Origin of the sequence: Microbacterium luteolum (assembly GCF_039533965.1) — a bacterium.
GTDB lineage: Bacteria > Actinomycetota > Actinomycetes > Actinomycetales > Microbacteriaceae > Microbacterium > Microbacterium luteolum.
Map to the genome: position 1 here is coordinate 199,743 of NZ_BAAAUN010000002.1, position 14,691 is coordinate 214,433.

Annotated in this window: 11 protein-coding genes; 7 read left to right on the plus strand and 4 right to left on the minus strand. The window is 70.0% G+C overall.

Features of this window, described 5'->3' with window-relative positions; genetic code table 11:
* Positions 1-19 precede the first annotated feature (19 nt).
* On the plus strand, positions 20-1,468 hold the full coding sequence (locus ABD648_RS19775; protein WP_282216636.1) for an NAD(P)H-quinone dehydrogenase: 1,449 nt from the start codon (positions 20-22) through the stop codon (positions 1,466-1,468).
* 53 nt (positions 1,469-1,521) lie between these two features.
* Here the strand turns inward: ABD648_RS19775 and ABD648_RS19780 are convergent, their stop codons facing one another.
* The gene (locus tag ABD648_RS19780) at positions 1,522-3,288 is read right to left on the minus strand and encodes an acetyl/propionyl/methylcrotonyl-CoA carboxylase subunit alpha (RefSeq protein ID WP_282216637.1); all 1,767 of its coding nucleotides are present in this window, start codon (positions 3,286-3,288) and stop codon (positions 1,522-1,524) included.
* A gap of 78 nt (positions 3,289-3,366) precedes the next feature.
* Positions 3,367-4,005: a Maf family protein gene (locus ABD648_RS19785; RefSeq protein ID WP_282217457.1), complete on the minus strand. Its 639-nt coding sequence runs from the start codon at positions 4,003-4,005 to the stop codon at positions 3,367-3,369.
* Between the two features lie 23 nt (positions 4,006-4,028).
* Here ABD648_RS19785 and ABD648_RS19790 point away from each other — a divergent pair, with 23 nt between their 5' ends.
* The 6 genes from ABD648_RS19790 (at position 4,029) to ABD648_RS19815 (ending at position 12,805) form a co-directional block, all read left to right on the plus strand.
* Positions 4,029-5,276 carry a class I SAM-dependent RNA methyltransferase gene (locus ABD648_RS19790; protein ID WP_282216638.1) on the plus strand — a complete coding sequence of 416 codons (1,248 nt, stop codon included), beginning with the start codon at positions 4,029-4,031 and terminating at the stop codon, positions 5,274-5,276.
* 44 nt (positions 5,277-5,320) lie between these two features.
* Complete coding sequence (locus ABD648_RS19795; RefSeq protein WP_282216639.1) at positions 5,321-5,980, plus strand: response regulator transcription factor; 660 nt, start codon at positions 5,321-5,323, stop codon at positions 5,978-5,980.
* Positions 5,970-7,205: a sensor histidine kinase gene (locus ABD648_RS19800; RefSeq protein ID WP_282216640.1), complete on the plus strand. Its 1,236-nt coding sequence runs from the start codon at positions 5,970-5,972 to the stop codon at positions 7,203-7,205. Before ABD648_RS19795 ends, ABD648_RS19800 begins: the two co-directional genes overlap by 11 nt.
* Entirely contained in the window at positions 7,202-8,209 is a 1,008-nt protein-coding gene (locus ABD648_RS19805) for a hypothetical protein (protein ID WP_282216641.1), read from the plus strand. The genes ABD648_RS19800 and ABD648_RS19805 overlap by 4 nt, the downstream gene beginning before the upstream one ends.
* 271 nt (positions 8,210-8,480) lie before the next feature.
* A complete protein-coding gene (locus ABD648_RS19810; RefSeq protein WP_282217458.1) occupies positions 8,481-9,680 on the plus strand; it encodes an ROK family transcriptional regulator in 1,200 nt (399 codons plus the stop codon).
* Between the two features lie 89 nt (positions 9,681-9,769).
* A complete protein-coding gene (locus tag ABD648_RS19815; RefSeq protein WP_282216642.1) occupies positions 9,770-12,805 on the plus strand; it encodes an alpha-mannosidase in 3,036 nt (1,011 codons plus the stop codon).
* Here ABD648_RS19815 and ABD648_RS19820 read toward each other — a convergent pair.
* Both ABD648_RS19820 and ABD648_RS19825 read right to left on the minus strand, forming a co-directional pair.
* Positions 12,793-13,035, minus strand: a complete 243-nt coding sequence (locus ABD648_RS19820) for an acyl-CoA carboxylase subunit epsilon (protein WP_282216643.1) — start codon at positions 13,033-13,035, stop codon at positions 12,793-12,795. The genes ABD648_RS19815 and ABD648_RS19820 overlap by 13 nt on opposite strands.
* Complete coding sequence (locus ABD648_RS19825) at positions 13,032-14,621, minus strand: acyl-CoA carboxylase subunit beta (protein ID WP_425561736.1); 1,590 nt, start codon at positions 14,619-14,621, stop codon at positions 13,032-13,034. Before ABD648_RS19825 ends, ABD648_RS19820 begins: the two co-directional genes overlap by 4 nt.
* Positions 14,622-14,691 lie beyond the last annotated feature (70 nt).

A 14,691-nucleotide genomic window follows, 5' to 3' on the forward strand; every position in this document is an offset into this window, starting at 1 on the left:
GGGCCAGGATTGCGGAAGAATGGATTCCATGACTTCCACCCCTTTCGAGCGCACTCAGCGCGTCGCCGTCCTCGGCGGCGGTCCCGGCGGATACGAGGCGGCCCTGGCGGCCGCTCAGCTCGGAGCCGAGGTGACGCTGATCGAGCGCGTGGGCGTCGGCGGAGCCGCCGTCCTGACGGATGTCGTGCCGTCGAAGAGCCTGATCGCCACGGCCGACGCGGCCGTCGCGATCTCCGAGGCGAGCGACCTCGGCGTGAACTTCTACGCGAAGGGCGACCACGGCAAGCCGCTGAAGCCCGAGATCGCGATCAACCTCGCCGCCGTGAACAAGCGCCTCCTCGCGCTCGCCGGTCAGCAGTCGGAGGACATGCGCTCCACTCTCCTGGACGCCGGCGTGCGGATACTCTCCGGACACGGCCGGCTCGAGGGAGCGAACGCCATCATCGTGTCGACCGGCCAGGGCGGGACCGACTTCGACCGCGTCGAGGCCGACACGATCATCGTGGCGGTCGGCGCCGCGCCGCGCGAGCTGGACTCCGCGAAACCCGACGGCAAGCGCATCCTGACGTGGACGCAGCTGTACGACATGAAGGCGCTCCCGGAGCACCTCATCGTCGTCGGCTCCGGCGTGACGGGTGCGGAGTTCGCCTCCGCCTACATGAACCTCGGTGCGAAGGTCACGCTCGTCTCGAGCCGCGACCAGGTGCTGCCAGGGGAGGACAAGGACGCGGCGAGCGTCCTGGAGAAGGTCTTCAAACGCGGCGGCATGACCGTGCTCTCCAAGTCCCGCGCCGACAAGGTCGAGGCGGCCAAGGACGGCGTCACGGTCACGCTGTCCGACGGCCGCACGGTCGAGGGCAGCCACTGCCTGATGGCGGTCGGCTCGATCCCCAACACCGCCGGCATCGGCCTCGAGGAGGCGGGCGTCGAGCTCAACGAGTCGGGCCACGTCCGCGTCAACAAGGTCGCACGCACCTCGGTCCCGAACGTGTACGCGGTCGGCGACTGCACGAACTTCTTCCCGCTCGCCTCGGTCGCCTCCATGCAGGGACGCACCGCGGTGTTCCACGCGCTCGGCGACATCGTGATCCCGCTCGAGCTGATCAAGATCACCTCGAACATCTTCACCGCCCCGGAGATCGCCACGGTCGGCTACTCGGAGAAGGACGTGGAGGACGGCGTCGCCGACGGCCTCGTCTACAAGCTCCCCCTCGCCGCCAACCCGCGCGCGAAGATGATGGGGATCAAGGACGGCTTCGTGAAGATCATCGCCCGCAAGGGATCGGGCACCGTGATCGGCGGCGTCATCGTGGCGCCGAAGGCCTCGGAGCTCATCTACCCGATCGCGGTCGCCGTCGAGCGGCGGCTCACGGTCGACCAGGTCTCCCGGGTCTTCGCGGCGTACCCGTCGCTGTCGAGCAGCATCACCGACGCCAGCCGCGCGATGCACCTCGGCTACATCTCCTGACGCACGAGAAAGGGCGCCCCGCTTCGGCGGGGCGCCCTTTCTCGTGTCGATCGTCAGCTGATGGTGAGCAGCTGATGCCCCGCCGAGACCGTGGCCCCGGCATCCGCGTTGATGTTGCCCACGACGCCGTCCTTGTGCGCCTGCAGCGGCTGCTCCATCTTCATCGCCTCGAGCACGACGACGAGGTCGCCCTTGACGACCTGCTGGCCCTCTTCGACCGCGATCTTGACGATCGTCGCCTGCATGGGCGATTTCACCGCGTCGCCGGAAGCGCCGGCGTTGACGGTCGTGGCGTGGCTGCGACGCGACGGCGGCACAGCCGCCGGACGACCGGTCGTGCCGGCCGGGGCGGCCACGCGATCCGGGAGGCTCACCTCGAGGCGCTTGCCCGCGACCTCGACGACCACCGTGTGGCGTGAGCCGGTCGACGTCGGCGATTCGAGTTCGCCGTCCCAGGCGGGGATGTCGTTCACGAACTCGGTCTCGATCCACCGGGTGAAGATGCCGAACTCGCCGTTCTCCGCGGTGAAGGCGGGGTCGCGCACGACCTTGCGGTGGAAGGGCAGGACGGTCGGCATCCCGGCGACCTCGAACTCGTCGAGGGCCCGGCGGGAGCGCTCGAGGGCTTCGGCGCGGTCCTTGCCGGTCACGATGATCTTCGCGAGCAGCGAGTCGAAGGCGCCGGAGACCGAGTCACCCGCGGTGACGCCGGAGTCGAGACGGATGCCGGGGCCGCCGAAGGTCTTGAAGACGTGGATCGGACCCGGCTGGGGGAGGAACCCGCGGCCCGGGTCTTCGCCGTTGATGCGGAACTCGATCGAGTGCCCCTGCGGCGTCGGGTCGTCGTAGTCGATCGTGCCGCCGGCCGCGATGCGGAACTGCTCGCGCACGAGATCGATGCCGGTGACCTCCTCCGAGACCGGGTGCTCGACCTGCAGGCGGGTGTTCACCTCGAGGAACGACACGGTGCCGTCGGCGCCGATCAGGAACTCGCAGGTGCCGGCGCCCACGTAGCCGACCTCTTTCAGGATGGCCTTGGACGCGGAGTACAGCAGATCGTTCTGCTCCGTGGTGAGGAACGGCGCGGGCGCCTCCTCGACGAGCTTCTGGTGGCGGCGCTGCAGCGAGCAGTCGCGCGTCGAGATCACGACGACGTTGCCGGCGGCATCCGCCAGGCACTGGGTCTCGACGTGCCGCGGCTTGTCCAGGTACTTCTCGACGAAGCACTCGCCGCGACCGAAGGCAGTGACAGCCTCGCGGGTCGCGGATTCGAAGAGCTCCGCGACCTCGTCGAGCTCGCGGGCGACCTTGAGACCGCGACCGCCGCCGCCGTATGCGGCCTTGATGGCGATCGGCAGGCCGAACTCCTTCGCGAACGCCACGACCTCGTCGGCGGTCTCGACCGGACCAGGGGTGCCGGGAGCCAGCGGCGCGCCGACCTTCTCGGCAACGTGGCGGGCGGTCACCTTGTCGCCGAGTGCTTCGATGGCGGCAGGCGACGGGCCGATCCAGATCATGCCGGCGTCGATCACGGCACGGGCGAACTCGGCGTTCTCGGCGAGGAATCCGTAACCGGGATGCACGGCGTCCGCGCCGGCGCGGCGGGCCACCGAGAGGATCTTCTCGATCTGGAGGTAGGTCTCGGCGCTGGTCGCACCGCCGAGCGCGTACGCCTCGTCGGCGAGCCGCGTGTGCAGGGCGTCCCGATCCTGATCGGCGTATACGGCGACCGAGGCGATCCCGGAGTCGCGAGCGGCACGGATGATGCGGACGGCGATCTCGCCGCGGTTGGCGATGAGCACCTTGGCGATAGCAGGCATGGTTGCCAGCCTAGCGAGAAGGCCCTCGATCCATTTGACGACCCTCCACAAGAAAGCCGGGAAAACGTCGACGAGAGTCTACGACCAGAGATCGGTCCATCGGACGCCCAGCTCGCCCGCCAGACGACGGATCGTCGACAGCGACATGCCCACCACGGTCGAGGGGTCGCCGTCCACGCGGGTGATGAAGGCACCGCCGAGGCTGTCGACCGTGAAGGCGCCGGCCACGTGGAGGGGCTCTCCTGATGCGACATAGGCGGCGATCTCCTCGTCGTCGATGTCGTCGGCGAAGGTCACGGATGCGGCCGCGACCGCCGTCGCCTCGACGGGCGCGGCACCGGGGGAGACGCGGAAGACGGAGTGCCCGGAGTGCAGGATGCCGGTGGCACCGCGCATCTCCTGCCACCGCCTGGTCGCCTCGTCCTGCGTGTAGGGCTTGCCGTACACGCGACCGCCGAGCGCGAACATCGAGTCTCCGCCGATGACGAGGCCGTCGAATTCGCCCTCCTCGGACAGACGCCGGGCGACATCCGTTGCCTTGGCGCGGGCGAGCAGCAGCACGAGCTCCTCGGGAGCGAGTTCGGCACCCCGCTCGGCTGCGGCCGCGGCAGCGACGGCATCCTCGTCGACGTCGGGCGACAGGGTGAGGGGCTCGATGCCGGCCTGTCGCAGCAGCATCAGACGGGCGGGCGAGGTCGAGGCGAGGCAGACGCGCATGTTCACCACCGTATCCTCGAAGGATGACTTCCTCCCCAGCCGACGTGCTCGAACTCGACATCACCGGGATCGCGCACGGTGGCACGTTCATCGCCCGCCACGAAGGCCGGGTGGTGTTCGTGTCGGACGCGATTCCGGGGGAGCGCGTCCGTGCGCGACTCCTCGAGCCGCAGGAGGGAGCGGATGCCTCGACTCGCAGCTTCTGGCGGGCGGAGACGATCGAGGTGCTCGACGCCTCGGAGCACCGCCGTCCGCACATCTGGCCGGAGGCCGACGTCGCGCGCGATCCGGCCGACCGTCCGGGCGGCGCCGATCTCGGTCACATCGATCTGACCCACCAGCGCACGCTGAAGCGCCAGGTGCTGACCGAGGCGCTCGACCGCTTCGCCGGCACGGGGCTCGAGGCTCCGGAGATCGAGGCCGTCGAGTCGGGCGACGGCACGGGCTGGCGCACGAGGGTGACGCTGCACGTGGACGACGCCGGCGAGGTGGGTCCGTTCGCGGCTCGCAGCCACCGTGTCATCCCTGTCTCCTCGTATCCGCTCTCCCGCCCGGCCATCGCCGAGGCCGCGCTCGCGCTGCACGGCGAGGCACCAGGCCGCATCGAGCTCGTCGAGCCCGCCGACGGGAAGGTGCGCATCATCCGCCGGGAGGAGACCGAGCGCCCCGCCCGCGTCGCACGCGGCTTCCGGCGCCGCCCGACCCCCGAGGTGATCCACGAGGTCGTCGGCGATCGGCGCTTCCAGGTCGACTCGACGGGGTTCTGGCAGGTGCATCCGCGGGCGGCATCCGTGCTCGACGCCGCGGTGTACGGCATCCTCGACGGCCACGTCGACGGGGACAGGACGCACTACGACCTCTACGGCGGCGTCGGACTGTTCGCCGCGACCCTCGCCGACCTCGGCGGCACCGACATCGTCACGGTCGAGTCGAGCGCGCGGGCCACCGAGCACGCGGCCGCGAACCTCGCTCCGCTCGAGGTCGCCGCGGTGACCGCACGCGTCGACGCATTCCTCTCGTCCCGCAAGGGCGCGGGCCGCACCGGTGCCGTCATCCTCGATCCGCCGCGCGCGGGTGCGGGGCGTCAGGTGGTCGACGCGGTGCACGCCCTTGCGCCCGAGGCGATCGCCTACGTCGCGTGTGATCCGGTCGCACTCGCCCGCGACCTCGGGACCTTCCGGACCCTGGGGTGGAAGGTCGACCGCCTGCGCGGCTTCGATCTGTTCCCCCATTCCCACCACTTCGAGGTCGTCGCGCTGCTGACGCGGTGACCCTGCTCGCGGGCCCCCGGTCGGGGACTCACTAGGCTGGGCGGATGAGCACGGTCGCACTCATCGACGATCACGAGTCCGTTCGCCTCGGCCTCGAGGCCGCGTGCGCGCGCGATGCGCAGAACGTGGTGTTCTCCGGGAGCACCGTCGGCTCGTATCTCGAGTGGCGGCGTGCGACGGGTGCGCCCCCGGCAGATGTCGTGGTCCTCGACCTCACCCTCGGCGACGGCACCACCGTGACCGAGAACGTGCGCGCGCTCGTCGGTGACGGCGCGAGCGTCGTGATCCACAGCGTCGCCGACCGCCCTGCCGCGGTGCGCGAGGCGCTGTCCGCCGGAGCGGCGGGAGTCGTCAGCAAGTCGTCCGCGCTCGATGACGTGCTCGACGCGATCCGCACGGTCGCGCAGGGGGAGGCTCTCAACAACGTCGAGTGGGCGAGTGCGGTCGACGGCGATCGGGCCTTCGCCGACGCACAGCTCTCGACGCGCGAGCGCGAGGTGCTCCGGCTCTACGCCACCGGTCTGCCGCTGAAGGCGGTCGCCGAGCGGCTCGGAGTCGCGTACTCCACGGCGAAGGAAAACATCACGCGGATCCGGGTGAAGTACGTCGAGGTGGGCCGCCCCGCTCCGACCAAGGTCGACCTCCTCCGCCGGGCGATGGAGGACGGCATCGTCGCGGCCGACGGGGCCACGAGTGCCCGTTGACCCGCTCAGCATCCGTGACGCCTGGAGCAAGATCCCCTCTCCGGGCGCTGCGGAGACCGAGTTCGAGCGCTTCACGGGCAAGCGCATGGAACGGATCCTCGCGATCGTCGTCGCCATCGGCTCCGCGGCGCTCGGTGCACAGGCCCTGATCGCGGCCATCAGCACGATCTCCGCTGCCGACGCGGCGCATGTCACGACGCTCGTGGTGGTGTTCGCGCCTTTGGCGGCGATGCTGCTGGCCTGCGTGATCGGGCGCGGCGTGCGCGTCGCGTCCGGCGTCTTCGCCGTCGCCTACGTGCTCGCGCTCGCCGCGTGGCCGCTCGTGGTCGATCCGTCCGACAAGGTCGCGGACGACCAGCCGTGGATCTTCTTCCTCGTGAACGTCGGCGTCGTCGCCGCCATGCTCGCGTTCCCGGTGCGCGTCCAGTTCGCCTGGGCCTTCGGGATGCCGTTCGTCTACGGGTACGTGCGGCTGGTGCAGGGCGAGTTCTCCCGTGAGTTCTGGGTGACGACGGCGTTCGACGTCTCCTTCACGCTCATCCTCGGCGTGGTCATCATCTCGCTCGGGTGGATGTTCCGCTCGGTCGCCGCAGGTGTCGACGAGGCGCGCGGACGGGCCGTCGCGTCGTATGCCGCTGCTGCCGCGGCCGCCGCGGCCGAGGAGGAGCGCGTGGCGATGTCCGCTCTCATGCACGACAGCGTGCTGGCGGCCCTGATCGCCGGGGAGCGCGCCGAGGGCGAGCGAGCGCGGGAGCTCGCGGTCGCGATGGCGCGCGAGGCGCTCACCCGTCTCGCCAACACCGAGGGTGCGGTGGCGCAGGAGGGGAGCGACGAGCCGGTCGGGACGGCGCAGATCGTCGTCGAGCTGCGCCGTTCGCTCTCGGAGCTCGGTGCCGACGCGATCGTGGAGGAGCGCGGCGGGATCGGCCTGATCCCGGGCCGCGCCGCACGCGCACTCGTGCTGGCCGCCCGTCAGGCCATCGGCAACGCGGTGTCGCACGCCGGCGGGCGCGGGCTGCACATCGTCGCCGAGGGGCACGGCGACGAGGGCATCCGCGTCACGATCTCGGATACCGGATCCGGTTTCGACATCGACGAGATCGGAGCCGATCGCCTCGGCATCCGTGCATCGATCTTCGCGCGGATGGCCGGTGTCGCCGGCACGGCGGGAATCGACTCCGACGAGCACGGGACGACCGTGACCCTCGGGTGGGAGCGCGCGTGAACCGCACCGTCCGCAGTGTCGCGACCTCACTCGCCGTCGGCTTCGCCATGTACTTCGTCGCCCGCGGCGTGTGGTGGATCGAGCAGCCCACCGCGCCGCTGCTGATGGTGCTGGCGATCGGGCTGTACCTCGCCGTGGTGAACATCGCGATCCTGGCGGATGCCGCGTCGGTGCGGATGCCGCTGTGGACGGCGGTGCTGTCCGCGGTCGCCAGCGTGCTGATCCCCGTGCTGGTCACGTTCTCGCTCGATCCTGCGGACCGCACGGAGCCGTTCGCCACCTGGTACATCGGCGGACTGGGCCTGCTCGGCGTGGTGTGCGTCGTCCGTCGTCGGGCGCTGATCGGATGGTTCACCCTGGCCATGCTCGTCGCGACATCGTCGGCGTACCTGGGGATGGTGGTCTCGCTGAACCTCGGGCTGGTCGGATCGATCATGTGGGTCCTCATCGCCCAGCTGCTCGTGATGTTCTGGGATCGTGCGGTCCGGGACACCGAGCGTCTGGCCGAGATCCAGCAGGCCGTGTCGGCCTGGCACGCCACGCAGCTGGTCCGCCAGCGTGAACGACGCCTGCGCACGCAGTTCGCCCTCGCCGTGGCGGGGCCCGTGCTGAGTCGCGTCGTCGCGTCCCGGGGTGCCCTCGACGAGCGGGAGCAGCTGGAGGCGCGGCTCGCCGAAGGGCGGCTGCGCGATGAGCTGCGCGGCGCGGATCTGCTCAACGACGCGGTGCGTGACGCGATCGAGGCTGCTCGGCGGCGCGGCGTGACCGTGACCGTGTTCGACGAAGGCGGTCTCGATGGGGTGGAGGAGGAGCGGCGGGTCGAGATCCGTGACGAGCTCGCGGTGACGTTGGCCCGCGCCGAGGCCGGCCGCCTGATCATCCGCTCTGCCAAGGATCCGCGCGTCGCGGTCACCGTCGTCGGCCGCGCGGGCGCCCGGTCCTCCGGTGATGACGACTCCGTCGAACTCTGGCACGAGATCCTGCGCGAAGCCCCGACCGGATGACCGGGGTCCCGAAGGCAGGACGGAAGTGGGCGAGGGGCGGCGGCTGTGCCGCCTGCCCCTCGCCGTGCGGACAGTTACCCGAAAACCGTCCGCTGGTGGCCGATCAGCGTCTGTCTACCCTGGGACAGAGAGACCAGCCGAACGCGAAGCGTCTCCTTCAGTCTGGTGGGTCATGGAGAACTTGTCTGTAGGTATTTTGGGGGACACGGAATCACCGGCGATGAGGGATCATAAGACGATGGGAATGCGTCGCGGAACCAACCTCCCGCGGATGGGCGATTTCAACCAGTCCGTGATCCTGGAGGCCATCCGGCGCTCCGGCGAAGGGCTGAGCAGGATCGAGCTCGTCGAGGCGACGGGCCTTTCCGCCCAGACCGTCACGAACATCACCCGCAGACTGCTCGATGACGGATTCATCCGCGAGGCCGGACGCACGATCAACGGCCCGGGCAAGCCCCGGGTGACCCTGCGCCTCATCGCGGAGAGCCGCTTCTCGGTCGGCGTGCACCTCGACCCCGCCATCATGACCTTCGTGCTCCTCGACCTGTCGGGAGCCGTCGTGCGTCGCATGGCGGTGCGGACCCCGAAGAAGGACCCGCGCCGGATCGTCGAGGCCATGGCGACCACGATCGATTCACTGATAACCGCCGCCGGGGTGGATCGCTCGCGCATCGCGGGGGTGGGGGTGGCCGCCCCCGGGCCGCTGGATCCGGCCATGGGGACCGTGATCGATCCGCCGAAGCTGCTCGGCTGGCACCGCGTGCCGCTGCGCTCGGTCCTGGCGGAGGCGACGGGGCTCCCGGTGACCCTCGAGAAGGACACGACAGCGGCGGCGGTGGGCGAGCTCTGGACCCGCCCGGGTTCGTCGGACGACTCGTTCGTCTTCGTCTACCTCGGCACCGGGATCGGCGCCGCCCTCGCCAGAGACGGCGACGTGGTCCGCGGGAACACGCAGAACCTCGGGGAGATCGGCCACATCGTCGTCGACCCGGATGGTCCCGCCTGCCTGTGCGGATCGCGCGGCTGCGTCGAGGTCGTGTGCACGCCGCAGGCGATCGTCGAGCAGGCGGAGCATGCCGGAGTGTTCCCGGACGACCGAGAGGCGAGTGATGTCGAGGCCGTCGAGGCGCGTTTCACGCAGCTGTGCGAGCGTGCGGCGGCCGGCGACGGCCCTGCCGCACGGGTGCTCCGCCAGGCGGCCGGTCACATGGCCGTGCTGACCGCCGTGCTGACCAACCTGCTGGATGTGGACCGCGTCGTGTTCGGAGGCCCGTTCTGGCCTCGGCTCTCCGACGTGTACCTGCGAGAGATCCCCGGACGGCTCGAGCGCCTGAGCGCCACACGCGCGGTGCGGACGCTTCCGGTCGCCGGCACGGTCGTCGGAGTCGACGTCGGCGCTGTGGGGGCTGCCTGCGTGGTCCTGGACTCGGTGCTCACGCCTCGGACGACGGATCTGCTGCTGGAGCATTGAGCACCGGACGCGGAGAGCGCAGGGGAGCCTTGTCGGATTAAGTCCAATCGATGTATTATCTGGGATCACCCCCAGCGATCGGATCACCGATGCATGACAACTCGTCCCTCGTGGAAGCGCGCATCCAGCGCTTCGCGGAGGAGCGTCTCCACCCCGCCGTATATGCGCGGACGCAGGAGCTGGAGCTCCGGTCGTGGAGCGCTCCGGGCGAGCCGGTGCCGTTCGCCGAGGCCGTGGTGCAGACCTTCGTGCCCTTCTCCGTCGGCAGCTCGTGGGGCCGTGCCTGGAGCACGATGTGGCTGCACGTGATCGGCGTCGTGCCGACGGTCGACGACGGGCAGCGGGCCGAGCTGATCTTCGATCTCGGGTTCAACGGTGCCGAGCCCGGTTTCCAGGCCGAGGGCACCGTGTACCGCCCGGACGGATCCATCGTGAAAGCCGTCGAGCCGAGGAACGCCCATGTCCCGCTGGAGGGGACCGCCGGGGACCCGATCGATCTCTATCTCGAAGCCGCGGCGAATCCGGACATCGCCGCGGGATGGACCTTCGCGCCCACGCCGTTCGGTCAATGGGAGTCCGCGGGGGAGGAACCGCTCTACGTGCTCCGGCGGGCCGACATCGGCATCCTCGATGTCACCGTCTGGGAGCTCCTGCAGGATGTCGCGGTGCTGCGTGGGCTGATGGGCGCACTTCCGGCGGAATCGCCTCGCCGCGCGGAGATCCTCCGTGCGCTGGAGCGCATGATCGACGTGACCGACCCGGAGGACGTCGCCGGCACCGCGGTGGATGCGCGGGCCGAACTCGTCGGGGTCCTCGCGCGCCCGGCATCCGCGTCCGCGCACTCCCTGCACGCGGTCGGCCACGCGCACATCGACTCCGCATGGCTGTGGCCCGTCCGCGAGACGCAGCGCAAGGTCGCCAGGACGTTCTCGAACGTCCTGTCCCTGCAGCAGGCGGACCCCGACTTCGCCTTCGCGGCGTCGTCTGCGCAGCAGTACGCCTGGATGAAGCAGTTCCAGCCCGAGCTGTTCGCACGTATGCGCGAGGCAGTCGCCGCAGGTCGATTCGTGCCGGCCGGGGGAATGTGGGTCGAGTCCGACACCAACATGCCGGGCGGTGAGGCGCTGGCGAGGCAGTTCGTGCGCGGCAAGCGCTTCTTCCTGGAGGAGTTCGGCGTCGAGCCGCTCGACGTCTGGCTCCCGGACTCCTTCGGCTACTCCGCGGCGCTCCCGCAGATCGCCAGGGCGGCGGGATCGCGATGGATGCTGACGCAGAAGATGTCGTGGAACGAGACGAACGTCATGCCGCACCACACCTTCCTGTGGGAGGGCATCGACGGCACGAGGATCTTCACGCACTTCCCTCCGGTCGACACCTACAACGCCCAGCTCACCGGTGAGGAGCTGGCGCGAGCGGAACGGCAGTATGCCGAGAAGGGCGTGGCGAACACCTCCCTCGTCCCGTTCGGTTACGGCGATGGCGGGGGCGGTCCGAACCGGGAGATGGTGGCGGCAGCGACACGGCTGCGGTCGCTCGAGGGCTCGCCGACCGTGACCCTCTCGACCCCGCGTCGCTTCTTCGAGGCCGCCGAGGCGGAATATCCCGCCCCGCCGGTGTGGTCCGGCGAGATGTACCTCGAGTTCCATCGCGGCACCTACACGTCGCAGTCCCGCACGAAACGGGGAAATCGGCGCAGCGAGCACACGCTGAAGGAGGCCGAGCTCTGGGCCACGGCCGCCGCGTTGCGCGGCGAGCCCTACCCGTACGACGAGCTGGATGCCGCGTGGGAGACCGTGCTGCTGCAGCAGTTCCATGACATCCTCCCCGGCAGCTCGATCGGCTGGGTGCACCGGGAGGCCGAACGACGCTACGCCGAGGTGCTCGCCTCGACGGAGCGCATCATCGCAGGGGCGCTGGCCGTCGTGGCCGGCTCGGGAGACACCGAGCTGGTCGCGGACGCCGGACCCTACGCGAAGGAGGGAACGGCGGCGATGGGGATCTCCGCCGTGCAGGGTACTGGGGTCCCTGCGGCGGTCGCGCGGACGACGGGCGGCTTCGTGTTGGAGAACGAGCACCTGACGGTCTCGATCGACGATGCGGGCCTGGTGACGTCACTCGTCGCCCGCGCGACCGGGAGGGATGCGATTGCGGCGGGGGAGCGGGGGAACCTCCTCCAGCTGCATCGCGACACGCCCAGCCGATGGGATGCCTGGGATATCGACGAGCACTACCGCCGTCACGTCGTCGACGTGACGGACGTGGTCTCGATCGACATCGTCCCGCATCCGTCGGCGGCGATCGTCTGCGTGGTCCGTGCGCTGGGGGGCTCACGGATCACGCAGGCTCTGACTCTCCCCTCCGGCGGGCGGGCACTCGACATCACGACCACCGTGGACTGGCACGAGCGCCAGAAGCTGCTGAAGCTCGCCTTCCCGTTCGACGTGCACACCGATCGCGCGACCTCCGAGATCCAGTTCGGGCACGTGCATCGCCCCACGCACACCAACACGTCCTGGGATGCCGCCCGGTTCGAGACCGTGGCGCACCGCTGGGTGCACGTGGGTGAACCGGGCTTCGGCGTCGCCGTGGCCAATGACGCCACCTACGGTCACGACATCACGAGGACCTCGCGCAGCGGCGGTGGCACCGCGACGACCGTGCGGCTCTCGCTCCTCCGGGCTCCGCTCTTCCCCGACCCCGATGCGGATCAGGGGGAGCACACCTTCACGGTGAGCGTGCGGCCGGATGCGACCATCGCCGATGCGATCCGCGAGGGGTACCGGCTGAACCTGCCCGTGCGCGCTCTCGCGGGAGCGGGGCCCGTCGCGCCGCTGCTGGACGTGTCATCGGATGCGGTCGTCGTCGAAGCGGTCAAGCTCGCCGAGGACCGCAGCGGCGACGTGATCGTGCGCCTTTACGAGGCGCACGGAGGGCGGGCGGCGGCGAGGCTCTCTGCGGCCTTCGACTTCGCCGCGGTCGCGGAGACCGACCTCCTCGAGCGGGAGATCGATGCCACGGCGGTCCGCGCCGTCGAGGGGCGCGCGGTCGACCTGGAGCTTCGTGCGTTCCAGCTCGTGACGCTGCGCTTCCGCGCACCGGCGCTTCCGGTGTCTCAGCCGGAGTAGCGCCCCCAGGGGATGTCGCGGCGCAGCGGCCTGCGGAGAGGGCGCTGCGTGCGAGTCCACGCCGACACGCTCGGCTCGTCGGCCACGGCATCCGCCGCCTCTGTCGTGTAGGCGTCGCTGATCACGGCGATGAGAGCGGCGAGCTCCTCCTCGGTCGCGGCGCCCTGCGTGATCTCGAGCGACGGCGGCATCTCATCCGGCGTCTCTGCGGAGGCGGTCGACTCGGTCACAGCGGGATGTTCCCGTGCTTCTTCGGCGGCAGCTCGGCGCGCTTGCCGCGCAGCGAGCGCAGCGCCTTCGCGATCGCGACGCGGGTGTTCGCCGGTTCGATGATGCCGTCGAGCTCGCCGCGCTCGGCAGCGAGGAAGGGTGAGGCCACGTCGTAGGTGTACTCGTTGGCGAGGCGCGTGCGGACGGCGGCGACGTCTTCGCCGGCCTCCTCGGCCTTCTTGATCTCGCCGCGGTAGAGGATGTTGACCGCACCCTGACCGCCCATGACGGCGATCTCGGCGGTAGGCCAGGCGAGGTTGACGTCGGCGCCGAGCTGCTTGGAGCCCATGACGATGTACGCGCCGCCGTAGGCCTTGCGCAGGATCACCGTGACGAGCGGAACGGTGGCCTCCGCGTAGGCGTAGAGCAGCTTCGCTCCTCGGCGGATCACGCCCTCCCATTCCTGGTCGGTGCCGGGGAGGTAGCCGGGCACATCGACCAGCGTGACGATCGGGATCGAGAACGCGTCGCAGAAGCGCACGAAGCGGCTGGCCTTCTCGCCGGCCTGGATGTTTAGGGTTCCCGCCATCTGCGAGGGCTGGTTCGCGATGATGCCGACCGAACGGCCGTCGATGCGGCCGAAGCCGATGACGATGTTCGGCGCGAACAGCGGCTGAACTTCGAGGAAGTCGCCCTGATCGACGACGTGCTCGATGACGGTCTTGATGTCATACGGCTGGTTCGCCGAGTCCGGGATGAGCGTGTTCAGGGTGCGGTCGGCATCCGTCGTCTCGAACTCGAACACGCCCTCGTACGACGGCAGCTCGGACATGTTGTTGTCCGGCAGGAAGCTGAGCAGCGTGCGCGCGTAGTCGAGCGCGTCGTCTTCGTCCTCGGCCAGGTAGTGCGCGACGCCCGAGCGCGTGTTGTGCGTGTAGGCACCACCCAGCTCCTCCATGCCGACGTCCTCGCCGGTGACCGTCTTGATCACATCGGGGCCGGTCACGAACATCTGGCTGGTCTTGTCGACCATGATCACGAAGTCCGTGAGGGCGGGGGAGTACACCGCGCCACCCGCGGCCGGACCCATGATGATGGAGATCTGCGGGATCACGCCGGAGGCCCGCGTGTTCAGCCGGAAGATCTCGCCGTACTTGCCGAGAGCGACAACGCCCTCCTGGATGCGTGCGCCGCCGGAGTCCAGGATGCCGATGCACGGCATCCCACCGGCCAGGGCGAACTCCATGATCTTGATGATCTTCTCGCCGGCGACCTCGCCGAGCGAGCCGCCGAAGGTCGAGAAGTCCTGGGAGTACACGGCGACGGTGCGGCCGTGGATGGTGCCGACGCCGGTGACGACCGAGTCGCCGTAGGGGCGCGACCGGTCCATCCCGAACGCGGTCGTGCGGTGGCGCACGTACTCGTCGAATTCGACGAAGCTGCCGGGGTCGACGAGGAGTTCGATGCGCTCGCGGGCGGTCATCTTGCCCTTGGCGTGCTGCTTCTCCTTCGCCTTCTCCTCGGCGTCGACGACGGCCTCGGTGTAGCGAGCGCGAAGATCCGCGATCTTGCCGGCGGTGGTAAAGAGGTCGGGCTTGTCCGTCACGGATTCCACCCTAGCGCCGGGTCGGCCCTGGCCGTTGGATGCTCGGCACAACGGGCCGCCGGATCCTTTG

Bases quoted from the DNA above. Each gene is read 5' to 3' on its own strand.
- ABD648_RS19775 (WP_282216636.1), top strand. From the start codon at position 20: ATGGATTCCATGACTTCCACCCCTTTCGAGCGCACTCAGCGCGTCGCC.
- ABD648_RS19780 (WP_282216637.1), bottom strand. From the start codon at position 3,288: ATGCCTGCTATCGCCAAGGTGCTCATCGCCAACCGCGGCGAGATCGCC.
- ABD648_RS19785 (WP_282217457.1), bottom strand. From the start codon at position 4,005: ATGCGCGTCTGCCTCGCCTCGACCTCGCCCGCCCGTCTGATGCTGCTG.
- ABD648_RS19790 (WP_282216638.1), top strand. From the start codon at position 4,029: ATGACTTCCTCCCCAGCCGACGTGCTCGAACTCGACATCACCGGGATC.
- ABD648_RS19795 (WP_282216639.1), top strand. From the start codon at position 5,321: ATGAGCACGGTCGCACTCATCGACGATCACGAGTCCGTTCGCCTCGGC.
- ABD648_RS19810 (WP_282217458.1), top strand. From the start codon at position 8,481: ATGGGCGATTTCAACCAGTCCGTGATCCTGGAGGCCATCCGGCGCTCC.
- ABD648_RS19815 (WP_282216642.1), top strand. From the start codon at position 9,770: ATGCATGACAACTCGTCCCTCGTGGAAGCGCGCATCCAGCGCTTCGCG.